The sequence below is a fragment of the Paenibacillus lautus genome, assembly GCF_050482385.1.
Classification (GTDB): domain Bacteria; phylum Bacillota; class Bacilli; order Paenibacillales; family Paenibacillaceae; genus Paenibacillus_AQ; species Paenibacillus_AQ lautus_B.
In genome coordinates this window covers 82,633-106,411 of record NZ_JBCNHV010000032.1, presented here as the reverse complement: position 1 = coordinate 106,411, position 23,779 = coordinate 82,633, and the positions used below count along the sequence as shown (strand labels likewise).

Annotated in this window: 26 protein-coding genes and 1 tRNA gene; 5 read left to right on the top strand and 22 right to left on the bottom strand. The window is 46.3% G+C overall.

Annotation, left to right across the window (positions count from 1 at the left end):
* Positions 1-39: 39 nt before the first annotated feature.
* The 6 genes from ABEW73_RS32295 to ABEW73_RS32270 all read right to left on the bottom strand — a co-directional run bounded on the left by ABEW73_RS32295 (position 40) and on the right by ABEW73_RS32270 (position 6,010).
* Complete coding sequence (locus ABEW73_RS32295; protein WP_006208027.1) at positions 40-195, bottom strand: hypothetical protein; 156 nt, start codon at positions 193-195, stop codon at positions 40-42.
* A gap of 190 nt (positions 196-385) precedes the next feature.
* Positions 386-904: a DinB family protein gene (locus ABEW73_RS32290; protein ID WP_430173772.1), complete on the bottom strand. Its 519-nt coding sequence runs from the start codon at positions 902-904 to the stop codon at positions 386-388.
* A gap of 113 nt (positions 905-1,017) precedes the next feature.
* On the bottom strand, positions 1,018-1,317 hold the full coding sequence (locus ABEW73_RS32285) for a phage holin family protein (RefSeq protein ID WP_071222109.1): 300 nt from the start codon (positions 1,315-1,317) through the stop codon (positions 1,018-1,020).
* 312 nt (positions 1,318-1,629) lie between these two features.
* Positions 1,630-3,435, bottom strand: coding sequence for an ABC transporter ATP-binding protein (locus ABEW73_RS32280; RefSeq protein WP_430173774.1), 1,806 nt, complete (start codon positions 3,433-3,435; stop codon positions 1,630-1,632).
* A complete protein-coding gene (locus ABEW73_RS32275; RefSeq protein WP_430173775.1) occupies positions 3,432-5,177 on the bottom strand; it encodes an ABC transporter ATP-binding protein in 1,746 nt (581 codons plus the stop codon). The genes ABEW73_RS32280 and ABEW73_RS32275 overlap by 4 nt, the downstream gene beginning before the upstream one ends.
* A gap of 230 nt (positions 5,178-5,407) precedes the next feature.
* Positions 5,408-6,010 carry a DUF4352 domain-containing protein gene (locus ABEW73_RS32270; RefSeq protein WP_430173776.1) on the bottom strand — a complete coding sequence of 201 codons (603 nt, stop codon included), beginning with the start codon at positions 6,008-6,010 and terminating at the stop codon, positions 5,408-5,410.
* A 249-nt stretch (positions 6,011-6,259) separates the two neighbouring features.
* On the opposite strand from ABEW73_RS32270, the gene ABEW73_RS32265 reads away from it, so the two are divergent.
* Positions 6,260-6,592 (top strand): hypothetical protein, encoded by a 333-nt coding sequence (locus ABEW73_RS32265; protein ID WP_076322226.1) that lies wholly within the window; start codon positions 6,260-6,262, stop codon positions 6,590-6,592.
* Positions 6,593-7,078: 486 nt separating this feature from the next.
* On the opposite strand, the gene ABEW73_RS32260 is transcribed toward ABEW73_RS32265, so the two are convergent.
* The gene (locus tag ABEW73_RS32260; RefSeq protein ID WP_430173778.1) at positions 7,079-7,810 is read right to left on the bottom strand and encodes an N-acetylmuramoyl-L-alanine amidase; all 732 of its coding nucleotides are present in this window, start codon (positions 7,808-7,810) and stop codon (positions 7,079-7,081) included.
* 305 nt (positions 7,811-8,115) lie between these two features.
* Between ABEW73_RS32260 and ABEW73_RS32255 the strand changes: the two genes are divergently transcribed.
* The 3 genes from ABEW73_RS32255 (at position 8,116) to ABEW73_RS32245 (ending at position 12,245) form a co-directional block, all read left to right on the top strand.
* Positions 8,116-8,319, top strand: coding sequence for a hypothetical protein (locus tag ABEW73_RS32255; protein ID WP_430173779.1), 204 nt, complete (start codon positions 8,116-8,118; stop codon positions 8,317-8,319).
* Between the two features lie 491 nt (positions 8,320-8,810).
* Positions 8,811-10,619, top strand: coding sequence for a LamG-like jellyroll fold domain-containing protein (locus ABEW73_RS32250; RefSeq protein WP_430173781.1), 1,809 nt, complete (start codon positions 8,811-8,813; stop codon positions 10,617-10,619).
* 315 nt (positions 10,620-10,934) lie between these two features.
* The gene (locus ABEW73_RS32245; RefSeq protein WP_430173782.1) at positions 10,935-12,245 is read left to right on the top strand and encodes a serine hydrolase domain-containing protein; all 1,311 of its coding nucleotides are present in this window, start codon (positions 10,935-10,937) and stop codon (positions 12,243-12,245) included.
* A gap of 458 nt (positions 12,246-12,703) precedes the next feature.
* On the opposite strand, the gene ABEW73_RS32240 is transcribed toward ABEW73_RS32245, so the two are convergent.
* Both ABEW73_RS32240 and ABEW73_RS32235 read right to left on the bottom strand, forming a co-directional pair.
* Positions 12,704-12,988, bottom strand: a complete 285-nt coding sequence (locus ABEW73_RS32240; RefSeq protein ID WP_430173783.1) for a DUF4183 domain-containing protein — start codon at positions 12,986-12,988, stop codon at positions 12,704-12,706.
* A 127-nt stretch (positions 12,989-13,115) separates the two neighbouring features.
* The gene (locus ABEW73_RS32235) at positions 13,116-14,021 is read right to left on the bottom strand and encodes a DUF4183 domain-containing protein (RefSeq protein ID WP_430206423.1); all 906 of its coding nucleotides are present in this window, start codon (positions 14,019-14,021) and stop codon (positions 13,116-13,118) included.
* Positions 14,022-14,365: 344 nt separating this feature from the next.
* Here ABEW73_RS32235 and ABEW73_RS32230 point away from each other — a divergent pair, with 344 nt between their 5' ends.
* Complete coding sequence (locus tag ABEW73_RS32230; RefSeq protein WP_430170257.1) at positions 14,366-14,533, top strand: hypothetical protein; 168 nt, start codon at positions 14,366-14,368, stop codon at positions 14,531-14,533.
* Between the two features lie 249 nt (positions 14,534-14,782).
* Here the strand turns inward: ABEW73_RS32230 and ABEW73_RS32225 are convergent, their stop codons facing one another.
* From ABEW73_RS32225 to ABEW73_RS32165, 13 genes are all read right to left on the bottom strand, one after another.
* Positions 14,783-15,223, bottom strand: a complete 441-nt coding sequence (locus ABEW73_RS32225) for a NucA/NucB deoxyribonuclease domain-containing protein (protein WP_430170259.1) — start codon at positions 15,221-15,223, stop codon at positions 14,783-14,785.
* Positions 15,224-16,028: 805 nt separating this feature from the next.
* A tRNA-Thr gene (locus tag ABEW73_RS32220) sits at positions 16,029-16,091 on the bottom strand.
* 864 nt (positions 16,092-16,955) lie between these two features.
* The gene (locus ABEW73_RS32215; RefSeq protein ID WP_430170261.1) at positions 16,956-17,285 is read right to left on the bottom strand and encodes a DUF2577 family protein; all 330 of its coding nucleotides are present in this window, start codon (positions 17,283-17,285) and stop codon (positions 16,956-16,958) included.
* 13 nt (positions 17,286-17,298) lie between these two features.
* Positions 17,299-19,146 (bottom strand): phage tail tape measure protein, encoded by a 1,848-nt coding sequence (locus ABEW73_RS32210; RefSeq protein WP_430170263.1) that lies wholly within the window; start codon positions 19,144-19,146, stop codon positions 17,299-17,301.
* Complete coding sequence (locus ABEW73_RS32205) at positions 19,143-19,406, bottom strand: hypothetical protein (RefSeq protein ID WP_430170265.1); 264 nt, start codon at positions 19,404-19,406, stop codon at positions 19,143-19,145. Before ABEW73_RS32205 ends, ABEW73_RS32210 begins: the two co-directional genes overlap by 4 nt.
* Before the next feature lie 65 nt (positions 19,407-19,471).
* Entirely contained in the window at positions 19,472-19,792 is a 321-nt protein-coding gene (locus ABEW73_RS32200; RefSeq protein WP_430170267.1) for a hypothetical protein, read from the bottom strand.
* A complete protein-coding gene (locus tag ABEW73_RS32195) occupies positions 19,789-19,998 on the bottom strand; it encodes a hypothetical protein (RefSeq protein ID WP_430170269.1) in 210 nt (69 codons plus the stop codon). Before ABEW73_RS32195 ends, ABEW73_RS32200 begins: the two co-directional genes overlap by 4 nt.
* Entirely contained in the window at positions 19,998-20,756 is a 759-nt protein-coding gene (locus ABEW73_RS32190) for a hypothetical protein (protein ID WP_430170271.1), read from the bottom strand. Before ABEW73_RS32190 ends, ABEW73_RS32195 begins: the two co-directional genes overlap by 1 nt.
* Before the next feature lie 86 nt (positions 20,757-20,842).
* Positions 20,843-21,211 (bottom strand): hypothetical protein, encoded by a 369-nt coding sequence (locus tag ABEW73_RS32185; RefSeq protein ID WP_430170273.1) that lies wholly within the window; start codon positions 21,209-21,211, stop codon positions 20,843-20,845.
* Complete coding sequence (locus ABEW73_RS32180; RefSeq protein WP_430170275.1) at positions 21,208-21,402, bottom strand: hypothetical protein; 195 nt, start codon at positions 21,400-21,402, stop codon at positions 21,208-21,210. The genes ABEW73_RS32185 and ABEW73_RS32180 overlap by 4 nt, the downstream gene beginning before the upstream one ends.
* Positions 21,403-22,197: 795 nt before the next feature.
* Positions 22,198-22,578 carry a hypothetical protein gene (locus ABEW73_RS32175; RefSeq protein WP_430170277.1) on the bottom strand — a complete coding sequence of 127 codons (381 nt, stop codon included), beginning with the start codon at positions 22,576-22,578 and terminating at the stop codon, positions 22,198-22,200.
* Positions 22,579-22,667: 89 nt separating this feature from the next.
* Positions 22,668-22,892 (bottom strand): helix-turn-helix transcriptional regulator, encoded by a 225-nt coding sequence (locus ABEW73_RS32170; RefSeq protein ID WP_430170278.1) that lies wholly within the window; start codon positions 22,890-22,892, stop codon positions 22,668-22,670.
* A gap of 101 nt (positions 22,893-22,993) precedes the next feature.
* On the bottom strand, positions 22,994-23,776 hold the full coding sequence (locus ABEW73_RS32165; protein ID WP_430170280.1) for a hypothetical protein: 783 nt from the start codon (positions 23,774-23,776) through the stop codon (positions 22,994-22,996).
* Positions 23,777-23,779 lie beyond the last annotated feature (3 nt).

Sequence of the window (23,779 nt, the reverse complement as noted above, 5' to 3'; positions counted from 1 at the left end):
CGCTTCCCTTGCCGGGAGGCGGCTCTTTTATTGCTTAAATTACCTTTTAGCTGACAGAACAAGAAACAGGGTTGCGAGCGGGCCTAACAACAGGGATAACAGAAACCAGTTTAATCCCGTTCTGTTTTTTCCTTGAGCCAACCCCGCATTAATCAACGCCAGCGTTCCCCATCCCACGTAAAATTCATTATTCATCATAGCTCCTCCGATACCGTATTCTTTCTGCTTATTACGTTTTGGCATGCTGAATCGTTGCAGGATATACAAAAAAGAGCAAGGAAAGCTCCTTGCCCCGGGGAATTTTTAACGTGTATAGCAGCAGCCTCAAAAGGCTCCGGCATCATGCAACGAAGGCCCCAGTCTTACTTGAGTGGACAATCGATCCTTATGCGTGCTCCAATTCTCTTAACAGCTGAAATATCTGTCCCCGATGATGGGACTCATGCTCAATCAGATGATAGATGACCCATTCGGGCGTCACATCGTACGGTTCCAGTTGTCTGACTCGCCTCCAGTCCGAGAGGTCCATGCCCTCGAAATGGCCAAGCAATTCCTGGCGTACCCTCTGCATGCGGTGAAGGTGTTCATCCAGTGACTGATCCGGCACTTCAGAAAGATGGTTATCCTCGGTACGGTGATCCCAGGGAAAGCACGCCTTTATTTCCGGGTCCCAATCGGATTCAAGCACCTCGACGTACAGCCAGTCCGCTTCAATGTAAGCGATATGGTACAACAGGGACCCGATCGACTGCCGACCGTCCACCTTATGGTTCAATTGCTCATATCGAATCCCTTCCAGCCGTTTCAATATTGTTCGCCGCACATCCTCAAGTCCCCATATCCAGCGGCCGATCTCCGGCTCAAACCCAGGTAATGCCGCAACCGTCAACGTTTTCCTCTGCAAATCTTCACCCTCCCTTATATCATCTCATGAACCTAAGAATAACAGGCTCAAGCGGCAGACTGCCAGGTAAAGTTCGGTTTAGGCAAAAACTATCCTGGGTCATTCAGCCATTCTTACTTCTTTCTAGTCGCAATCGCCTCTGCCGTTTGTTTAACGGCCTGATGCCCGAATACCGCAAATGCCCCTGCAAGTATGCCTTGAATGATATTTTCCACGCTCCAGCCGATCAAGCCGGTTGTGAACAGAATCGATACAACCATAACCAGATATACAATGCTCCAATTCGGAACCTTGGGGGTTTGCTTCAGCACATATCCGATTACCCAACAGGCAGCAACAACCATGAAGAGCCGCGGGTCGATCAATTGAAAAATGACGCTCCATTCCATGGTAAACCCACCCTTTCCATTCATCTTCTACATCCTATTCCTCGAGCCTATCGATTGGCTTGTATTTATATCCTTATTCTCGCAAGTAAAATAATAGAATCTGCGAAATGGAATTTTCGATAGGTTTCGTGTCGATAATCTGAGAGTTTAGAATAAACGCAGCCCATTTGTGCAGCACCGGATCAAAGTAATCCTTCTGAGTCCAGCCCTTGTGGCGGGATATTTCGCCCATTATTCCCCATGCGTATTACACAAAAAAGACAGCCTCCGCCCCAACGGAAGCTGCCTTGCTCTAAAGCTGTTCTAACGTCCCCAATTCCAAAACCAAACTTAATGTTATACCTTGCTAACCTCAGCTCTATCCTCTACGGGGGCCTGAGTCTCGACAGTGGACTGCTCGCCCTGCCATAACAGCTGCATCTCTTCGCTCGTGGCGAGCAGCGCAGACAAGCTGCCCTCCGCTTCGATCCGGCCATCCTTCATGACGATGATATGATCGGCCTTCGAAAGGGCTGCCCTGCGATGCGATACCGCGATGCAAGTGACGCCCTGTTCCTTGAACAACCCATCCCATACCAGCTGCTCCGTCTCCACGTCCAGCGCGCTGGACAGATCATCAAAAATGAATAAATCCGCCCCCGTGATCAGCATGCGTGCCGTAGCCGCCCGTTGGATTTGTCCGCCCGACAGCATGACGCCCCTCGGACCGACCAACGTCTCCAGTCCCTGATCCAGATTCTCGATATCCTTCTCCATGACGGCCAGACGGATGGCCCGTTCCAGAGCTTCCTCCGTCCGCTCTTTCTTCCCTTGCACGATGTTCTCTCTCAAGGGATCACTAAACAGCCTAGGAACCTGCGGAGTATATGCCGCCCGAGGAGGCATAAGGAAGGTTGCCGGATCCACCTCTTCCCCGTTCCAGCGGATCGTCCCTTCCTGTTTCGGAAGGAGACCCAGCAATGTCCGGACAAGCGTCGATTTCCCCGCCCCGATTCGTCCGGTCACCACCAGAAACTTGCCGCGCTCCAAGCGGAAATTAATGTCCGATATGCCATTCTCCGAATTCGGATAATGGTACGATAAATTCTTGATTTCCAGCTCCTTGAGCTTCTCCCCCGGTTCTCTGTGAATGACGGGCAGTTCCGGAGGCTCTTCGTTCAGATACGTTTCCCGTGCCTCAATAATCCGGTCTTCCTCACCAGGACGGAACAGCGAGCGCATCCGGTCAAAGGAAACCTTCAGCCGCTTGTGCTGGAATACCATGTACCCGAACAAGGAAATGCTGAAGCCGATATTGGCCAGGTAAGACGTAAACAAAGCAAAATCCCCGACGGTAAAATGCCCGGCCTGCATTTCAGCAGCACACATCAGTAGAATCAGTCCCGTACAGATGCTAAGTACATGCTGATTCAAGGATCGCATCCATTGCTTGAACAGATTATCCTTCAGCGCTGCCTGCCGTCGGTCTTCGTTCAGCTTCATGAAGCGCTCATGAACATGATCCTCGGCCTGCCCGAGCTTCAAGGCTTGAACCGCACCGAAGGTTTCCGCGATAAAGCTGGTAATGCGCCCCGTAGCTTCCCGGTTCTTTAGACCGTAACGACGCGCGCGGTTGCCGGACAGATTGTTCAGGAGTGTGACCACTACGAGCGGCAGCACGGCCACCAGCATGATCTTCCAGTTAATGCTTGCCATAATGACTACGGATACGAGGGCAAAAACAAGGCGTCCCCAGAAATCCACCCAGGATTCCACGTATTCCACAACTTCTTCCACGTCATCGCGGAAGCGGCTCATCGCCTCCCCTGGAGAAGCCGGCAAATTCCGCCCCGGCCAGCGCATGATCCCGGCCAGCATGTTCGTGCGCAGAATGGCCTGAATGTGGTAAATATACGTTACCCATTGATAAAAGGCCGCAAAGAACGTCCCCACCCGCGCAACCCTTACTACGGCAATGAAGATCAAAGGAACGGCTAGCCATACATAATCCGTCGAATTCGATGTAGCCCGGTCAAAAAACCACTGCATCCCAAGCCCGATCAATAGCGGCAAGGAATGAAATATGCACCACAACAGACCGTTGAATAAAAATAATGAAGGCCTGAAACGAAAGAGGCGCCCTATAAAACCTGTGATGGTCATGCCAGCTCCTCCTCTCTGCCTGTGATCAGCAGTCTGGCATAATGCGATGCCGGATCTTGTGCAAGTGCTTCCCGTGCGCCGAATTCCAGAATTTGTCCGTCACCCAGCACCATAATTTTATCCACCTGCTCCAGCGTAGCCAGCCGGTGCGCGATGATGATGCCCGTACAGCTGCTCATCAGCTGATCCACGGCCGTCTGCAGCATCATTTCCGTTGCGGCGTCGAGGCGTGAGGACGGTTCATCCAGAATCACCAGGCTCGGCTGCGTCAAAAATACCCGGGTTAAAGCAAATAGCTGTGCTTCCCCCGCGGATAGCGATGCTCCGCCTGTTGTCAGATGCGTATCCAGACCTTCCGGCTGCGCATCGATCCATTGCCGAAGTCCCAAACGCTCCGTCGTTTCCAGAATAAATGCATCCGACACGCTGTTATCGAACAACGTTAGGTTGTCACGCAGCGAGCCATCGAACAGCTGTACATCCTGCGTGACCATCCCTACCCGGCGGTAAAGCGCAGGCAGCTTCAGCTTCGTAATATCGGTTCCCCCGACGCGGATCACACCGCTGTCGATGTTATACAGTCGAAGCAGAATACGGCTGAGACTCGACTTTCCGCTGCCGGTACGTCCGATAATGCCCAGGCGTTCGCCTGGTTTGACCTCAAAGTTGATGTTTTTTAACACCGGCTTATCTTCGTTATAACTGAAGTTGACGGCCTCAAATTTCAAACCGAGCGCTCCCTCCGGAAGCTCTTCTTGTTCTCCGTCCACAATCTCGCTCTTGTTGGACAGCAGCTCTCTGGAGCGCAGCATGCCGGACTTTGCCTTTTGGAACTCCTGCACCTGGTCACCCAGCATTTCGATCGGGTCATTCAGCATCTGCGTATATTGATAGATTAAGAACAGGGTGCCTAGCGTAATTTCACCGATCAAATAATAACGAACCCCTAGCAACAGGACAGCGGTAACTGCAAGGGCAAACAGAATCACCGTGGTGTTCCAAGGGACGACGCGAAGCATCCAGGCTTTTCTCCCTTTCAGGAACACGCTGCGCATCATGCGATGAAACCGATTCATCACATACGGCACATTGCCGTTCGCTTGTACATCCTCAATGCCAGCAATGCGTTCCTCAATTAAGCCGAACAGCGAAGCGCTGGCTTCCCGTTCATTCTTCGACGAATTGACGCCCATATTCCGGATGAACACCATGAACAAAATGGACAGCAGTGTAAATACCGTCATGACGATTGCGATCGGCAGATTGACCGTAAACATAAATCCTAATATGCCGGCAAGCAGTACAAAACTTCCGATAACCTGCACGATAAACATCGCAAAGAAGTTCGAAATATTCGTCACGTCGCCGTCAACCCGCTCGATCATCTCCCCGGGTGTTTTTACATTATGAAATCGCATATCCAGCCGCAAGCAATGCTTCAACAGATCGCCGCGAAGCCGGTTCGTCGCGCGCCATGAAATATCGTTCCCCATATAGCTGACAGCCACGGTAATCAGCTGATTAAAAACAGCCACGACCAGAAACAATCCCGCCAGCTGAATCAGCGTGGCTATAACGCCACCTTCGGCTGCCGTGTCAATAAACCGTTTGACAATCTGCGGATTCAGAAGCTGCAAACCCGTCGACGTCAGCAGCATCAGGATTAGCAGTATCAGCCGTCCTTTTACCGGTTTCAGATACCGTAGCAGCCATGACATTGAAACCTTTTCTTGTTTGGGCACAGTGCCCACCCCCATATGCAAGCAAGTATGTACAGACCTCCATTCCCCATAAAGCAAGGCGTGGCGGCAGTAAATCATTACCAGTCTACATGATATCCACAGTCATTCCTAGGTAAAAAATAATTATAATTTGTACTAAGAAAAAGCAAACGAACGCCTAGCTTCTGCATCTATGCAGAGCTGGCGTTCGTTTATTGTACTAGAATTTAGCGTCAGTCGTTCTCCCGGTGTTATCGTAATGTGATTTGTGCCTTGTCCTGATCCTCAAGCTTGATGACCAAGCTTTCTTTAGAATCAGCTACGCCATCGGGTACTTCTATGACAACAAATCCGGATTTCGTAGCCAAAGGCTTGATGCTGCCTGTTCCCAGATCGCCATCAATCATGGTCACCGTGTAGTTATACTCATATTCCTCTTTAAATATGGCTTTCATACTAACGCCACCAATGATTGATGTGAAATCCTTTGCCTCTTTACCATTATTAGTGACTGTATAATTTAGAATAAGGAACTTGTTGCCTTCATCAGCACTCGACGAAAACATATCTGCACTTACTTTTTGATCAAACTCAAACGAATCAAGCACAACTTCCCAATCACCTAAGGTGAATTTTTCTCCAGGTTTGTTAGAAGCCTCTTTTGGTTCCTCTTTTGGCTCCTCTTTGGCTGGCTCTGTTGTTGCTTCTTTGCTCGGCTCATCCTTAACGGTTTCCCCAACTGCATTGACACTTTCATCTTGCTTGGCGGAGTCACTGCTCGTAGGATTATTTCCGCATGCCGAAATAACTAATAATGCACAAATCATCAAAATCAAACCAAACTTTGTTCTCATTTACTGACCTCCGTGTAGGTAATATATACCACATTATCATACCATATATGATTTTTCTATTATTTTCTTAACTTTTCGACATTTTTTGCTTATGTAAGATTTAAACCATTCAGTATAACGAATTTCCGTATTCTCCTCCTATATAAAACAAGCAAGTCAATACCCGCTTCAAAAAAAAGCGAATCCAATAATTCAGCATACTCGTATATGTATAATAGAGTGACGTGCAACTTTTTGGAGGTGGGCATAATGAATACTGGGATCAGTGGATTAGACGGACTGGATGAACAGAAGCTATCAGAAATTCGCGAAAATGCCGCAAGGCTCTCGGACATGAAACAAGAAGTGCCCGTGGAAGAACTGTTCTCGGAATCATTTATTCAAAGACATACCAAGTTTTCTTCAATCGGTCACTTGCTGAAAGCCGCAGGGTATGAGGGAAGCACAGATGAAGAGTTTGACGAATTCATACAAGGACATACGATTAACCCATTTATCGTTGAACATACCCCATTTCGCAGCTGGCAGGATTTTCAGGAGTTAGCCGTATCCGCTTATATTACGAAATGGCTGGGATTCTAAATATTCAATCAGAAATCCGCCTGTACGCAGGCGAGGGAAGATAACCAAAGAAGCCCCTCTAACCGATGTTAGAGGGGCTTCTGATATATTTTTTAAGGGGTGCTTTTATCATATGCTCCGAATATTAACGGAAGCTTAAATTATGATTAAAGAGACATAAATTGTTTAGCTCAGGTTTCTGATGGTATTGTAACAAGGCTGAACTAGGAAAGATGGTTTGACGATTTTTGTCCTACGACAGCTAATAAAGAAGGAAGCGAATCTACTGAATTATCCATTCTTTTGGGTTCATCTAATCGAACTATTGAAAAACCAGAAACAATAAAATCATTCAAATATTCCGAGAGGGGACGATGATATGCGCCAACTTCAGGAAGCTCTGTTAATGAATATCGGATACTACTAAAATATTGAGTTTTAGAAATGCATACTTGGTAAACAAAACAAAGACCCTGCCAGCGTCCAAGCCAGTAGGGTCTTAATAATTTATGGCTTTGTTGTAACTGTAGCCGTTTTGGTCTTGTTATCCCAGACAACCTTGGCGCTTAACGCCTCACCGATAGCCCGAAGCGGCACATAGGTCACGCCATTCTCAAGCTTGCCGTCCGCGATCTGCTTCCCGTTTACGATGACATGTACCTTATCCTCCACCGTAACGCCCCCCTCTTTCTTCTGAAGTCCCAAATATTTAGCAATGCCATTCACATGACCGATCGCAATAGAATCAATCACATCCTGCCGTTTAAGCTTGGCTGCATCTGCCGCCACATCGATAAACAGGTTTTCGGTTAAGACAGCAGGCATCTTAGATTCACGGACCATATGCAGATTAGCGGCCTTCTGCCCCCGATCGATGACACCGAAGGATTTAATGGTACTCATGATTTCCGTGTGCATAACGTTCTGCAATTTTACCGAAGCCGAGCTTGCCGAGGTATATCGATATGACTCAAAGCCCCCAGCACCGCCACCCGCGTTACAATGGATGCTAACTAGGATATCGGCGCCAGCAGCTTTTGCCTTATGGGTCCGTTCAGCCAATTCAAGGAACACATCTGAGGATCGGGAGAGTAGTACTTGGACATCGCCATATTCCGCTTCCAATCGTTTCTTCACAGCAAGAGACACCGCTAATACGATTTCCTTCTCCTGCAGGTCGTTTCCGGTTGCTCCAGAATCCTTCCCGCCATGCCCTGCGTCAATCCAAACCTTTTTCACGATCATTCACCGCCTTTGTAGGTTGTTGAATAGCCCGGTGATCCATTACAGCGAAGGCAACTGCAGCAATTGCTTCCAACTAATGTTTCAATGCTTATATTAGGCAAGCAACTGTAAGTCCTACTGCAAGACGAGTATATATATAAGATACTCCTGTTTAGCACATTCGGTGTTTGCTTGTGTCTATATTGAGCGGCCTAGATCGGTTTCTAGTCACCTTTTGAGTTTAGATACGGGCCCTGCATTTTACATTTAATGGAACTTGAAATTAGGATTTGCGTATTGTCTGTTAAGGGGTTGATTCTATGTTTACCATGTTCGTCGGTGCCATTAATATCTGGCTTGGTCTATTAATATTCAGAAATCCTGAAGAAATGGCAATCCGCATGAATCGGGATGAATACCATGAAATAGATGATAATGATATATTAAAAATGCAGTTTCTAGGAGTATTTGTTGTTGGTTTTGGTATTATTTTAGCTCTTTTAGGGTTATCTACTTTTTTCTAACTTGTAATATGTATTACTCGCATTTAACTTTTCCATTAAGCCATTGATGAGGGGCTGGTTATATGTCTGGGTTTACACTTATCCTGTTCGCTGTCGTTTTTCTAATACGTGGTCTATTGAGAATACGCAAACCCACATGGGGTTCGTTATATAAGAGTTGGCAGGTAAAATACGAGTCTGAGCCAAGCTCGAACTACATTCAATATATCAAATCCAGTGGGCTTCTCTGGATCGTTCTAGGAGCCCTTTTTCTAGTGTTAGGCATTCTCCTTATGACTCTTTGATCACTCCTTCACAGCTTAGTGGCCGGGTGCTCGCGATTCCCATGATCGATATACTGCCGATTGATCCACACTGGAAGCCAACGGCAATTTAATCAGCACAGACCATTTTCCATACTTTACACAAATCCGTTTCTCTCCTAACATCCCGGTAATACATATTCCGTACAATGTCCCTATCACATTACATCGATGAAGGGATATGACAGAATGAAAAAGAAATTCAAGAAATTGCTCGCGCTGCTGTTGCCAGCGACGATGATTGCGGGGCTGCTGTCGGGCTTTCAAGCGTCCGCAAGTCCAGCCACTTCACCAGATAGCGACAATAGCTTCAAGATGGCCATACTGCCGGATACGCAAAAGTATGCACGTTACAAAAACGAGCTTTGGCTGTCGCAAACGAATTGGATCGCAAAGAACGCGAAAAAAGAAAATATTGTGTTCACTGCACATTTAGGCGATTTGGTCGATCGTGCCGATGAAGAATACGAATGGCGCAACGCCGACGAGGCGATGAAAGTACTCGATAAAGCCAAGCTTCCATACGGTTTTTTGGCAGGAAACCATGATGTGCTCAACTCGCAGCAATACGACAACGAACGGGATTTGGCCAAGGAACCGTTTTTGAACTATTTTTCGACAGACCGGATGAAGAACATCCCGGGTTTTACCGGCCATTCGGAGGACGGATTTAATTCCTACTATATTTTTGAAGGGTCCGGGAAAAAGTACATGGCACTCTTCCTGGATTGGAGAGCGTCCGAAGAGACGTTGAAGTGGGCGCAAAAGGCAATCGACAAACATCCTACGTACCCGGTCATGGTGTTCACTCACCAACTGCTGAACATTTCCAACGACAAAAAATCAGCCGTCATGACAGATCACGGGCAATTTCTATGGGACAAACTGATTGCGAAGAACGATCAAATCTTCCTCACCGTCAACGGTCATCATCATGGCTATGCTCATACGGTCAAGAAAAATAACAAAGGTCACGACGTCGTTATGATGGTCGTTGATTATCAGAGCGCCTTTCATGGCGGCAACGGCTTGTTACGAACGCTTGAATTCGACATGGACAAAAACCGCATTCATACATCCTCCTTCTCCCCATGGGTCATGGGAATGCCGGAGAAACAAAGAACCGCGTTTGATGAGGAGAAATTAGTAGACGATTTTAACGATTTTACCGTCGCGATGGATTTTGAAGAACGGTTCTCCGGATTTCAGCCCATCATTTCCGTCAATAAAGAAGTGCCGAAAGTAGAAGGTACGGTCGCTTACTGGCAAATGGACAACCGTTCGGCCGCTGAAGGGCAAGCTGTGGCAGGCAAGGGAGCAGCAGTCAAAGATCTTTCCGGCAAAGGCAACGATTTGTACCGTATCGACGAAGGCGACGCCAAGCCAGGCGATCTGATCTGGTACAAAGGAAATGCGCAAAATCCGCAAAGCAATTCGGGCATTCGCTTTTTCAACAACAAATCACAAAAGAAAGGCTCGTATTTGAAAACATCCGATCAAGCACCTATCAATGCACTGACATTCCCGAACGGATATACGATTGAAGCGGTCGTGAAGCTCGGGCCTGACTTTGACGCCGACAAGCATTCCTGGATGGGCATTCTGGGCCGGTACGGCACCGGACAAGACGTCGGCAAGAAAGAAGGTGACGCCGACGCTCCGCTAGCAACGTTAGCTGTGTCAAGCTTACGGGAAATTCAATGGGCGTCCTTCCCGCTCAATTACGGAAGCGAGCAAACGAGTTGGTCGTGGGAGATGGACGACAGCTGGCACCATATCGCGCTGGTCAACGACGGGCAATCGACGAAGATGTATATCGACGGCGTAGAAGTATTGCGCAATCCCGATACGAAGCCGCAGGGCATCGCCACGACTGGCAAACCGTGGATCATCGGCGCGAGCCAATATGCCAATAAGCTGGACGGCGTGTTTAACGGATGGATCAGCGAAATTCGTATCGTCGATCATGCGCTGAACAAGAAAGATTTCTTACAATAGTTAGACATGCGCAAGCGCCGGGATGATTCCCGGCGCTTGAAGCGCTCCTGCTCGCTTTTATGATGATTCATCTTCCAGACATTTTTGAATGACTACTGCTGAGATGAGCAATGGTTCCTGATTTGGGTAGAGTTTCTGGTAGAGGACTACGGCTCGCTGGCTAAAAGCCGGCGGGCAATTTTTATTAATGCTGGTACGATATTGGACTTATTAGACGAATAGACAAGAAAGTTTAACAATAATTGTTTTTTCCCTTCGATTTTCATATCCTCCTTGGTAACATTTCCTTATAAACCATTAGGAGGAAGCTAATTCATGCTTCAGGAACGAATAGAAAAATGGATAGAATCATATGATCAAAACGGATATTTGAATGGATCCATATTAATAGCTTGTAATGGACAAATTATGTTTAACCAAGGTTTCGGAATGGCTAATCGAGAACATAATGTGCCAAATACGCCTGATACTAAGTTTCTTATCGGATCTTTGACTAAGGCTTTCACTTCCATGAGTATTTTTCAATTACACGAGAAGAACAAATTAAACGTAAACGATACTATAGATAGATATTTTCCCGAATATCCAAACGGTGATTGTATTTCGATTTTCCATTGCTTAACGAATACCTCCGGCATCCCCAACTACACAAGCTCCCCAGACTTTTGGCCTTATACTATGAGGCTTCCATCCTCTTTAAATCAACTTATTGACTCGTTTAAAGGCCTTGAATGCGAATTCGAACCAGGAAGCAGATTTGAATACTCCAACTCCGGCTATGCATTATTAACGTCCATCATTGAATCCACTTCCGGAATGTCCTATTCCGATTATATAAGGGAAAAAATCTGCCTACCAACGGGAATGCTTAATACCGGCTGTGATGATGGCGTTAAAATTGTATCAAAAGTTGCCTCTGGTTATTCCTTTTATGAAGAACCTGTCCGTGCTGCTTATCAAGATATGTCATACCCATTAGGAGCCTATGGATTATATTCAACCACTGAGGATTTGTTTATGTGGGATAAAGCACTAAAAACATCCCAACTAATAAGCAAAGAGTTGACGGAAATAATGTTTACACCTAAATACGACTCATATGCTTGCGGGTGGGTAGTTTCAGATATAAATGGCCGAACTTGCACCCATCATTTTGGAGATGTTGGCGGCTTTTATAGCGATTTTCTCAGGTTCGTAGATGACGAAGTTACAATCATTTTTCTAAGTAATATGGGCGTAACTCCAGTAACTCATTTAAGCCGAGAGATAGCAAAAGTTATTTTCGGAGAAAATGTTTCTTTCCCATTGCTTGCTAAACCAACGCATTTTGTCAATCAAGAGTCTATATCGGGGAAGTATTCGGTCGATGACACGAGCACAGTCTTGGACATATCAATAATAAACAACGAGCTATACCTTATGGTTCCTAAAATGTACGGCGTCTTATATAAGTTCAAACTGGTTCCAGTAAGTCACGATTCAACCCAAACTACTTTTTTAACCGAGATGATTCATGAACAACTTATATTTCGTTATTCAGCAACTGGCGAGATTAAGTATGTTGAATATACCGATTACTTTAATGAGAAACAAATTTTATACAAAGTTAGTCCAACATTAAAGTAACGGAGAAAATAAATCAATAAAAAAAGCGGCAAGCTAAGAACTTATTTCCTACCTTAGTTTGCCGCCCGCATTTTGTTGTTTCATCTTAGATTTCTGTTTATCCACGCCATATTTGTCAAGGAATTGACTAGAGGGTAAAAGATCGGCCGCAGCAGCTAAAAAGACGCGGCTCCCGAAACCGGGAAATCCGCGTCCTATAAGGTTTGCTAAAGATGCTGGCGAACGGAATTGAACCCCGACCTACGCATTACGAGTGCGACACCATGTTTCTTCTATTATTCATGCTAAGCCTGTTCACGATGTTTTCTATAAATTCTATTAGATTATCAATTGGTTTAGCATTGTAATACCGGCAGCATCTTCCGGGAAGGCTCAAAATTCCCCTTCGCTTTTAAATCAAAGAAAAGACCTGCTCGTTTAAAAAACAGAGCAGGTCTTTCTTTGAAAACCAACATGAATTAAGAGACAACGAATTGAACTATAAGTGGAGTTCCGGGATCTAACGCATCACCGCCAGGGATCGTAATCGTCGTTGTTGTAACAGAAGAAACATCAGCTGTTTGCATTATACCATTCACATAAAGGTTGTAATAGTTGAACGTACCCGGAAATACCGTGGCAGCTGTTCCTGCATCATTGGTAAACGCTGTTGCTGCAATTGCGAATGTTGCTCCTGTTCCCGTTCCAGCGCCAGCTGTAGCAGTGAATCTTCTACTGTTTTGATACGGTGGTACTATTGGCATTTTCATCGCCTCCCTTCTTTCTTGAGAATCATACAGATTTTCTAGCAAACTTAGAAAACATGCCTGATCCTCTTGTACAATAAATGCAGAGGGTTCGGGAGAAGTGAGGGCATTCTTCCAAAAATTACTAGACAGTAACAATCGCCGTTAGTTGTACTGCTTCTAAAACGATAGGAGTTCCCGCATAGATTGTGGTGCTTTGTGACGGAAATAATAAACTGGTAGGGTTTACATCATACGAATTACCCGGCTGGAGAATTCCATTTATATAAAGATTGTTAAAACTATTTGGGTCGAGTGCTGAGAAATCCGCAACTGGAGCCCCCAAATCGTTGGTGAAAAAACTGGCTGGAATTGTAACCGACATGGTTAAATCCAAATCTGTTTCTGGTTGATAAAAATAACGGTTTGTCGTAGGCAAGATGGTAACTTCAGGAATTACTACAGGTCCAGGAGGGCCCTGAGGACCTATCTCTCCTTGTATTCCTTGCGGACCCATCTCTCCTTGTATTCCTTGTAATCCCGGAAGGCCTTGTATTCCTGGGGGGCCCTCAGATCCATCAATCCCTCGTTCTCCTCGAGCTCCCGGAATACCCTGTATCCCTTGCGGACCTATCTCTCCTTGTATTCCTTGCGGACCTATCTCTCCTTGTATTCCTTGCGGACCCATCTCTCCTTGTATTCCTTGTAATCCCGGAAGGCCTTGTATTCCTGGGGGGCCCTCAGATCCATCAATCCCTCGTTCTCCTCGAGCTCCCGGAATACCTTGTATCCCTTGTGGACCTGAAACCCCTTGAATACCTGGCTGGCTTATGGATCTCTGCATTTCACACAATTTAGCTAACTCTGCAGCTTGTAAGGCTTGCTGATCAATTGCAACTTGAAGATTTTTCCTTCTTCTATTTAATAAACACCACTTTGATAACCGCCTTTTACAACGGGGTTTCTTACGAAAAACTGTTTTTTTAATTCTTTTGGTACATTTGTATTTTCTTTTTGCCTCTAAACATTTGTACTTTCGTTTAGCTGCCATCCTTCATTTCCGCCACCTTCCCTTAGACTTCATGACTGTGTGTTGTCATATCTATATGTCAAATGCACACCATGGGGATGGACAAATAACTTGTATCAAACAAACCGGAACCATTCCAGATAAAAAATAGGCGTTATTATTAGGGATATACTAGTTCGTTATACCTAAGTATTGAATCCAATAATCAGCGCCGCTCTCTGTTAACTTACCGCCTGATCAGCATAAGCTTGAACGTTATAATTCCATTGAGGTGTTTTTATGTTTATTGATCCGTTGTTACTTGCAACCGCGCCAGCTCCTCAGACTCGTGCTTCATATTCGAGCCTAAAATCGACGGCCACCGCTTGATCTACTCGCAGAAAAACGGCATAGTCCGTTTATATACACGCCATAACAACGACTGTACGCGCCTATACCCTGAGATAGCCAACGCCTTATTTCCGGATGACCTCGTGTTGGACGGCGAAATTGCATGCGTTGCCACCTTTGGAATATTGACATCATTACTTTAGTCATGGGTGCGTGATCAATCAAATGTGGGATAAAGAACTAAAAATAGCCATATATAGAAGAAGCAAAGCGTGACGATATACCTTATCGATGGCGAAGCATAGGCATACCAGATGCTTGTATAGATCGCTTAAAGATGCGGAGTGCTTATGGGCCAGTCTGGGTTCCATAGAGGAAATAAAGCATGTGAGTCGATTAATACGACTAGACGTAAAAAAACCTACTAGCATATAGCTAGTAGGGTCTTTTTGCTATCTAAAAATGAAATGTACTTGGGTACCATCCGGGTATCCCTCCAAATAGTTACCTACCCAGCTTCCTGCTCCTCGATTGTCAGATGGATCTATGTATTCAACACTTGCACCGTCTCCGCCTTCGGCACACATGGCCATCGGCCACTCATCCCGATCATATCCTTTTTTTGTAGGGATTCCTTTTAATGAAAAATTCCTGTTATCCTCTGCACCAGTTCGATCAATGGTACAAACATCGGAATGGCCGGATTCAATAGCCTTTTTTATATGATCCGCTGTCTCAGGATATCTATCCGCTGGAAACTCCAATTCGACAACGGTACCCGGTATTGGTGGGTTTACGTCAATGTCATCTAACTCCGGAAAATAATTAAGGACCAACCAAACCAATAACAGGGATAAGACCGCTGTTCCAAATTTCAAGAATAACTTTTTCATGCGAATTGCTCCCCCCATTCAAACAAAAAAATCCCTGCCAGCATAGGCCAGCAGGGATTTTTTTACCGATGCCTTCAGTTCACTTTTTTAAGTATAATCAAGTTGGCATATATTTGTAAATCACTTCTCTGTAATCGGCGATCATCAGATCGACCAGAATCTACTGAGGCTTATCCCACAGCCGAGCAGCGTTGCAAGCAGCCCCAGCACCTCTACAACCCCTCCGGTTGCTGCCTCCTTGCCAGATGCACCAGCAAGCAGCTAACAACACTGTATTCCCTAAATGCTTCAATTGATTCAACGTGGAACTACCCTCCTCAAATTAAAAAGCCCCCGGACACCCAGGGGCATAAAAAAGACACGCTCGGTTTTAGCGTGCCAGTTAAACGATATTTCCGTTAATATCCATACCGCCGATTTCCAAAGCTTCACCACCTTTTCGCGGCTTGCCACTGGAACTGCATCAATAATAGAAAGTGGGAATTACCCTTTTCACATATTTGGATGACTGGTTTTCTGATCGAATGTCTTACAGCCAGTTCATATAATACATTCGGATTCAGACCAGATAAATTAGCTACCGGTCCAATAGGTGTCACTACGAAACAACCTTTTTCTTCTTCATCAATAAAAGCCCCCCTTGAATATCAAATTCCGACATCAGGAAGGGTTTTCCTTCGAGGACGAAAAATCCACTTTACTCAACTAAATGTTAGAAGAATGTTAGAAGTGTAGGTTATTAAACAAAAACGGCGCGATTCCGAAAACTCGGAAAACCGCGCCGTTATTGACTTTCTAAAGATGCTGGTGAAGGGAATTGAACCCCCGACCTACGCATTACGAGTGCGCTAGATAGCGCTATTTCCCTCCGATACCTGACGTTGCCTATAACGCACATTCAGACGTGTCTTACGGATCTATCGGAGTCCTACGTATTTCCATTATATCCCGCGCATTTCGATTACGCAAACCCCCAAAGTTTAAAATTTTGCGCGGATTCTTCGGGCACCAGATTTCGGGTTCGTTCGCAGGAGGCCCGCCCCCCCTTTCACGGGATCGACCGTTATACATCCGTTATTCATCGTAGGGTCTACGCACTGTTAATACGTAGGCTGTGCGTATGTACCACGAAGCCGCATGGTTACGCCGTTTGTCCGATTGCGTCCGATTATGCATCATATTCAAGCCGTTTATACATCGATTTAGCGCATAAATATGCAAGTATGCGGTTTGACCCCCTGAAAATTTCGGAGGGGACGTCCGTCAGAAGCTCGCGGCGGGTAAAATTCGCTATATTCCGAAAGAATCCGAAGTAGAACTTACGCCAATTATGCGCACTACTATGCGAATTATTACGCTAAAAATCGGTTTCGGATATTGCGCAAATTGGACACGTATGGATATCGAAATAACTCCGCAAATTCACCGTTTTCCACAACTTATTAATCGCTGAAATACCGCGTCATTAGTCGCCCATAGTCGGTATCACCGTTCTGTGAATACGCTCATTTTCGGCCGTATTCCGTCTTTGTCCATCGTCTCGTTATATTAGCGAAAACCCGACTATATGTAAAGCAGCGTAACCGTTTATCTCGGGAATATACTCGCTAAATCTTCGCCAGACATTGCGTTATCTCTTTATAGCTTACTTTTCGTAAGTATTTCCTCAAGTTTACACAAAAAAAATAGCGGAACCACAGCGCAGTGTTAAACGCCATGATTCCGCAAGTAATTAAATCCGGTCTAGCACGAGATAACCCTGATTGTCGGAATACATCACTACAGCAACGCGGTCGCCAGCCATAAGCGGAGACATAACGGTCATCTCTGCGATTTCACCGCCATTTATCGTTATCTCACGCTTATGGTCGCGCAGATGCTCGCAAACAACAACGTCATCTGCGTCCAATTCTATCGGCATGTTATCGATTTTTATCCGGATGTCGGGTAGCGGTGAAAGTACTGTCGCAAACTCGATATCAACATCTCGGTTATGGCCGATCGTTTTAACGACGTGCTTTAACTGACTAAACCCTCCGCCCTCTATCAGCTCTATCGTCATAATATGGACCTCCTTACATCGCCATCTCGTACGCTAATCTCTTCGCGATACTCTCGACGTCCGCCTCTTCACGCACCGTTAATCCGCCGTAAATATTGACCGTTACACTACTCGAGCCGCCGCCATTAGCACCACTCTCGCCTCGATAACGTTTAGCCTCTTCGCGAGTCAATACGGCTTCACCAGCGTGCAACGACGCAGTATATCCGTTATATGGAACGCGATCTAATCCGCCGTTATGCCCTTTGAAGACGCCTGTTACCGAATCCCATAACGACTTAGGTTGCGGAGCCTGCATGACGGCCTCACCGCCGAACATAGGCGTATTGTTGTCTGTATCGCTCATTTTCTGGTTAAACTCGATCAACCGTTTAGTCTGCGCAGTATTTCCGCCTGGTACGAGATTGAGTAGCTCTTCCGGAAGTTTGAACGAGTCCATAATCCCCTTACGTACACCATCCGCTATTCCTACTCCTAATTTAACGGCAGCATTTATGAGCGGCTGGGAATTCCCCAATACACTACCGATGACGCTCGTAATCTTTTCGGCGGCTGCAGTCACTTTCGTCTTTCCGCCAGCATTCCACCAGTTATTAAACAACTCGCCGAACTTATCGAAGGTAAACTCGATCTTCTGTTCCAGAGTCGTCAATCGCTGCCATTCAGGATTATCGATAAAGTTCTTCTTAACGTAAGCTTTCGCCTTATCAACCATCGATTGCATACCCGCCACGATTTGCGGACTATACTTATCGATGAAATCCGCAGCCGCATTCGCCATGTCTTTAACGATCGGCAACAACGGCATCATTCCGGATATTTGCAACGTCTCAAGGGCGCCCCTGAATTGCTCGACCGCACCCGCAGCGTTATCCATCTTCTTACGCGCAACATCGAGCGCTGTGACCTTCGACATCTCATCGCGGAACTTATCAACGCCCTCTGCGCCTTCTTTAAATAAAATCGTAGCCGCACGTACAGCGTCAGTACCAAACATGAGTTTAAGCGCGTGCTGCCGCTCTTGGTTCGTCAACTTCGCCATGGATTTACGCAGAGTTCCCGCGATATCGTTCAGCGATTTGATATTACCGGCCGCGTCGAAGAATTGGTTAGAACCGTCAGCCGTCACGAGTCCGAGTGCGCGGAACAATTCGATTTGCTCGTCCGTTACCGGCTGCAGCGTTTGGAGCATCGTTTTCAGCGATGTGCCTGCGTCCGAACCTTTAAGGCCGCGGTTTGCGAACAAGCCGAGCGCAACGTTCGTATCTTCGAAGTTCATGCCGAGGCCAGCCGCTACTGCCGACGTCATCGAAAGGGAATATCGCAATTCCTCGACGCTCGTTGCGGAAGCATTCGCCGTTCCCGCGAGAATGTCCGCCGCTTGTGCCGCTGTCATTCCGTCTTCCTGGAACGCGTTCAATGCGGTCGACATGATTTCCGCGGCCGCTGCGAGATCCAATCCGCCAGCAGTCGCAAGGTTAAGCGCCGCCTCAAGTCCGCCCGCCTGAACGGTTGCTGGCGATAATCCCGCCTTGAGCAATTCTTCGATACCTTGCGCGGCTTCTAACGCATTGTACTTCGTAGCTGCGCCCATTTTGAGTGCGAGCGCCTGCATTTGCTCCATCTCTTTATTAGTTGCGCCGGTTAGTGCCGCGATCGATGACATTTGCGCCTCGAAATCCATCGCTTTGCCGAGCGAATTGGCCGCTACCGCTGCGGCTGTGAGTCCGGCGCCAAGTCCGGCTATCGCGGCGGATGCGCCGATAACCTTTCCGCTAAACGATCCGAGGCCGCCCATTACGCGCCGTAATTTCGACGACATATCGTCGATTAAGCGAAGTCGTGCAGTTATATCAATCATTGCTTACGAACCCCCTCGCAATAATCGTTGAATCGTTGTGCCTTTTCATAAATCCGTTCCCTCAGGCGCCCCCAACCTCTACTCCCATAGCGATACTTTCTGAGTGCGTAAATGTCCGGCAAGACATTAAAGACGTCAACGTCGCTATAAACGTCCATCAGTCGCAAATATTTCTCCTCCGCTGGCTTGCCGTGTATCAGTAAGCCGTATAGTTCCGCCGCCTCGACCGTAAATCTGTCGGCCTTTTGTAAATCAATCATCCGTAGCACCTCCGAATAAAATAAAAAGAAGCCGCCCGAAGGCAGCTCCCGTAATAAGTCCGTTATTATTCAAATGTAATCGTCGCGATCGTTCCGTCAGCCGTATATTTCGTTGTCACTTGCGTCTTATATGCGTCCGATAGCGTCACGCCTTGTGGCAACTTTACGGTTAGGTTAACGCCGGTATCCTTGCTATCGGTTAGGTGGATTAAGACGGCGTTTAGGTTGCCCTCAACCGCGTTTACTGCGGATAATTCGTACCCTATGCTTCCGCCGTACTTACCAAGATGAATCAGCTTTTTACCGTCAATCTCGATACGCGAACCCCACATATGGGATAGATTCCGAACGTGGTACGTCTTGCTAATCGTAATTGTTCCGTTCATTTTAAGTCCTCCATTTTGATAAATTGTACCTGCGCAAAGATATTTCCGTCTCTAACATCGAAATGACGTATCAGCGCTTCCGGGTTCTCTTCCGTAAACTTACGAAATGCCTCGGCATCCGCAAAGTTCATATGTCTCTCCTCGACCAGGGCAACCTTACCGTCATTATTTCGATAACTGTTAACCGTCCCATGATTAACCAACATTAGCGCACACCTGCCCCTACTGCAGAGGTAATTCTATGCTCATTGTGCATGTTAATTGGTAGATGCTTGTACGTTCGATGTATCAATTTTAGGTTCCGGTAAGTCCTGTCTACGCTAACATCTCCGAGCAGCTCGACGACTTTGATATGCATGAGATCCGTATTCGTTACGCTGCTCAACTCTGAATACAGACGTTTAATTGCCGCGCCATGTTTGCCGTTCGCTGCGCTTTCGATTCTCTCTAGCTCGTCCATTAGCGCGAGTTTCTGTCCGTTCGGCATTTGTGGCGCCAGGCGTACCAATTCCTCTAGTACATTCGGATCATTTCCGTATTTAAGCGCCTGAGCAGCTTTAATTGCGTGCTGTTTCGCGGATTCCTTCTCAGATTCCGTGATATAACGGCGGAAGCGAGCTGCATCTTTTGAGGCTTCTTCCTGCATTGCCTTATATACGTCTTTCCATTCCTGTGTTAATTCGGCAACCTCTTTATCAAGTTTTTCTTGCATCTGCTTCACGTAGTAATCGATCGCGCCCTCTACTCTGTAAACCGGATCATCGGATTCAGTCATTCTTTTATACTCTGCGCGAAACTCCTCCACTTTTTCGGTTATTTGCCTTTCGTAGGCGTCTGGCGCATCGACAATAACTCCTTTACGTTGATTTTGGATCAAGTGTGCTTCTGAGTAATCAAGTCCCGAAACCATTTTCCCTGCATCATGACCATTAAAAGACTCCTGCATAAATACTCTGTAACCCATTTCTCATTTCCCCTTTTGTTTTATTTTTTTGAATATAAAAAAGCCACCCAAAATGAGTGGCTTCTTCAGCTTAGTTATGTATTATATTAGTGCTCGAATCCGTGACTATTTAAATATTTCATTGCCTCTCCCACAATTCTTATAAACTCCTCGTCATCTAACCTTCCGATTGGGTTATTAAGAACATTAAGGGGAAGAGGCATATTCTTATTAACTCTTGCATATGACTTTTTTGTTAACCCTGCTTGCTTCCATTTCTCGATAGGCTCTCGATACTTGTCATAATAGCCTGGCGGTTCTTTTGGTCCTTGTCCAGTTATTTGAGTCACGATTCCTATCTCGGAATTTTCGCCTGTAATATCAGTTAATAAAAGTCTTCTAAAGTCCCTAGTTTCGTGGCGATCTTGGTATTGAAAATACCCTTTATATATATTTCCTATTTCGTGTTTGCTCACTCGTTATCTTCACCGTCTTCTAGATCGAACCATTTTTTGTGCATTTCATTCGTTGGGTCTAAGATAATGGTGTCATCTTTAATTTTAGGGAGTTTAACATTTTCTAGAAGTTTTCTGTAATCAGGTTTGATGTTTAAATTTGGATATTTCTCTGCCAATGCACTATTCAAGTCTTTGCCCTCCTTACTCATACTACACACCTCCAAGTTGTGTTTAGTGATCGGTATAAAGTATTTCCTGGTATATAAACTCTATACCCACATCTATCAACTTAGAACTAGGAGATCCTTACCTACATTGTATCATGTAACACATAACACGGAAAGGGTATGTTTTCCATTAAATATTGGAACTTAACCATTTCTCATGGATGATAATACAATTCTTAATGTTTTAGAGCGATCTTGACTGCAGCTTGCCGCCCGTCTTTCTCGCCTAGTTCATAACACGCGTTCGCCTGGTTCGAGGTGTTAAACCCGGATCGGCAACGTCTCTTATGTGAGAGAATATGTCCTTACCTTTAGTCTGTTTAACAAAGCCGAAACCGCGATGATCGCGATAGAGAACGACGGTGCCGGTCAGCCGTTTTTCAGCTAATTGCTATGCTGCTTCTGTCATCCCACTTGCGGTAGCTTTACCGATGCTTTTGCCGATTTCATTAGCGGCTTTCGTTAATTTGCCTTCATATTGCCTCCTCATCCCCTTTTCGCAACTTGCGTATCTAAATAGCGGCATCTTACCGAATCCTCGCCGCGCCAAACCTTGCAACGAATATCCGCCTTATTCATCGCTTGAAGCAAAACGCAGCCGCAATCGCTTCGAAAATAAGGACAGTAATGTTTTGCGTCGGCTTGCTTGTCATTCATGTTCCACCTCTTTCTAACGTTTTAGAAGCCGTTTTTCGGCTTTCCGGTATAAACACCCTATCTCGTTAAATTAGCGCCTAAGAACCCGCACCACTACGCGGTTTTTCACGTCCTAAAACGTTAGGTTTTGGCTGCCCAATATCGATTCCTAGCCCGATCAGCTGCGCCTTGCTTCCGTCTAATCTCGCGACACTCTCCGCAATACTTCATCCGGTTCGACGTCTTAACGATCGGAGTTGAACAGCGCTCGCATGTCGCCGTGTTCTCTTCGCGGTTGAAGTAGCGCGATTCTAATTCGGGATCTGTCGGCAGCACTGCGCGTTCAAATTCCAGGCAACGCATATCACCGGCCTCAATGAACGGTAGCGCCTGCGGATCAGTCCGGAACCATTGGCAGCGTGCCTGGCCGTTGGGTTCGTATCGGCATCCGTCAGTACCGGTAAAGGCTGCGCATTGATTGCGGGCGAGTGATTGGATTCTTTTTAAAATTTGGTCCCCCAAGTCTTGACCCCCGTTTGTTTTCGTTGTAATATTATTTTGGGATATACTAAAGTTTTTTAGATGAACCATCAAAAAATAAAAGACGCTTGTCACAGCGCCAATTTACTTGACTCTTTCGCACGCTCTATCGCTTCCATAACATCCGGACCGGTACCGAATGTCTGCGCGATCTTAATACGCAGATTTGAAGATACAGCACGATACCCGCACTCCACCGCCGTTACACACTGCCGCGAAACACGCAACGCATCTGCAAAATCCTGTTGGCTCATGTCCTTAGATAACCGAATGGCTCTTACAGTTTCGGCATTCATTCTACAAACCTCCCTTTTATATTATTTTTGCTACTATAAGAGTAAATAAAATAGACCACATGACGGATTACCCGTCTATATAGTATTGGAAAATGGTTCGATTACGCTGATGTCTTGTTCTTCTTTTTACGGAGTGGCGCGAGTGCCCTATCGCGGGTAACTTGGCACTGAGTCTTAGGCTTGAATTTCAAATGTATGATGATATCGCAGACCTTGACACGTCCGGGTTGCTTACTATGTGAATAGAACGCGTTGCCGCACACTAAGCAAACTCTTACTCTCCTAATATCAATACGCTCAATAGCTTCGGCCACATTTTCGACCGTTTTGCGCTTATCAGGAACCTCACGGTTCCACTCGGTGCCATCCGCATACTTGCCGATAAACGCGCTTGGACTTCGCTTGATCGTTTCGAGCCGGTCGGTTAACTCTTCCGCAGACATATCGCATCGCTCCCCAAACAGTTGCTCCTCTACTGGATTACCGTCGACAAAGGAATCCTCATAGACGGTTCCCGGCGGCTGATGGTCCAAATCGTCATCGCGCTCAAAGCGGAGAAGACTTTCACATGCCTCGCGCTGTTTTTCATTCCGGTGTGCCTTTTCCGGACCAAGTACGGGATACTCCGCCTTTCGTTCCGCCACCTCGTTTATATTAAGTATGAAGTCCGCCAAGATTTCGCAGATCGTCTGAGGCGCTGCCCCCTTTCGGAGTAATGATGGATGCTTCATCTTCCATAACCAGTACAGCGCAGGCACGAATCCCTCGCTTTCTAGCTCCTCCGTCAAGGCTCGTACAAGTTCCGAACGCCAGGCTGTCGGGACATCCTTATTTTCGATAATAAAGTTCTGAATCTTCTTCAATGCGTCTTCTTTCCGGATCATACG

Excerpts from the sequence above, each read along its gene's own strand:
- ABEW73_RS32285 (WP_071222109.1), bottom strand. The coding sequence starts at position 1,317 with ATGAATGGAAAGGGTGGGTTTACCATGGAATGGAGCGTCATTTTTCAA.
- ABEW73_RS32165 (WP_430170280.1), bottom strand. The coding sequence starts at position 23,776 with ATGATCCGGAAAGAAGACGCATTGAAGAAGATTCAGAACTTTATTATC.
- ABEW73_RS32240 (WP_430173783.1), bottom strand. The coding sequence starts at position 12,988 with ATGCCAATAGTACCACCGTATCAAAACAGTAGAAGATTCACTGCTACA.
- ABEW73_RS32295 (WP_006208027.1), bottom strand. The coding sequence starts at position 195 with ATGAATAATGAATTTTACGTGGGATGGGGAACGCTGGCGTTGATTAAT.
- ABEW73_RS32270 (WP_430173776.1), bottom strand. The coding sequence starts at position 6,010 with ATGAGAACAAAGTTTGGTTTGATTTTGATGATTTGTGCATTATTAGTT.
- ABEW73_RS32190 (WP_430170271.1), bottom strand. The coding sequence starts at position 20,756 with ATGGGTTACAGAGTATTTATGCAGGAGTCTTTTAATGGTCATGATGCA.
- ABEW73_RS32210 (WP_430170263.1), bottom strand. The coding sequence starts at position 19,146 with ATGATTGATATAACTGCACGACTTCGCTTAATCGACGATATGTCGTCG.
- ABEW73_RS32265 (WP_076322226.1), top strand. The coding sequence starts at position 6,260 with ATGAATACTGGGATCAGTGGATTAGACGGACTGGATGAACAGAAGCTA.
- ABEW73_RS32235 (WP_430206423.1), bottom strand. The coding sequence starts at position 14,021 with ATGGCAGCTAAACGAAAGTACAAATGTTTAGAGGCAAAAAGAAAATAC.
- ABEW73_RS32195 (WP_430170269.1), bottom strand. The coding sequence starts at position 19,998 with ATGTTGGTTAATCATGGGACGGTTAACAGTTATCGAAATAATGACGGT.
- ABEW73_RS32250 (WP_430173781.1), top strand. The coding sequence starts at position 8,811 with ATGAAAAAGAAATTCAAGAAATTGCTCGCGCTGCTGTTGCCAGCGACG.
- ABEW73_RS32180 (WP_430170275.1), bottom strand. The coding sequence starts at position 21,402 with ATGAGTAAGGAGGGCAAAGACTTGAATAGTGCATTGGCAGAGAAATAT.
- ABEW73_RS32255 (WP_430173779.1), top strand. The coding sequence starts at position 8,116 with ATGTTTACCATGTTCGTCGGTGCCATTAATATCTGGCTTGGTCTATTA.
- ABEW73_RS32280 (WP_430173774.1), bottom strand. The coding sequence starts at position 3,435 with ATGACCATCACAGGTTTTATAGGGCGCCTCTTTCGTTTCAGGCCTTCA.
- ABEW73_RS32215 (WP_430170261.1), bottom strand. The coding sequence starts at position 17,285 with ATGACGATAGAGCTGATAGAGGGCGGAGGGTTTAGTCAGTTAAAGCAC.
- ABEW73_RS32205 (WP_430170265.1), bottom strand. The coding sequence starts at position 19,406 with ATGATTGATTTACAAAAGGCCGACAGATTTACGGTCGAGGCGGCGGAA.
- ABEW73_RS32170 (WP_430170278.1), bottom strand. The coding sequence starts at position 22,892 with ATGAATGCCGAAACTGTAAGAGCCATTCGGTTATCTAAGGACATGAGC.
- ABEW73_RS32245 (WP_430173782.1), top strand. The coding sequence starts at position 10,935 with ATGCTTCAGGAACGAATAGAAAAATGGATAGAATCATATGATCAAAAC.
- ABEW73_RS32200 (WP_430170267.1), bottom strand. The coding sequence starts at position 19,792 with ATGAACGGAACAATTACGATTAGCAAGACGTACCACGTTCGGAATCTA.
- ABEW73_RS32225 (WP_430170259.1), bottom strand. The coding sequence starts at position 15,223 with ATGAAAAAGTTATTCTTGAAATTTGGAACAGCGGTCTTATCCCTGTTA.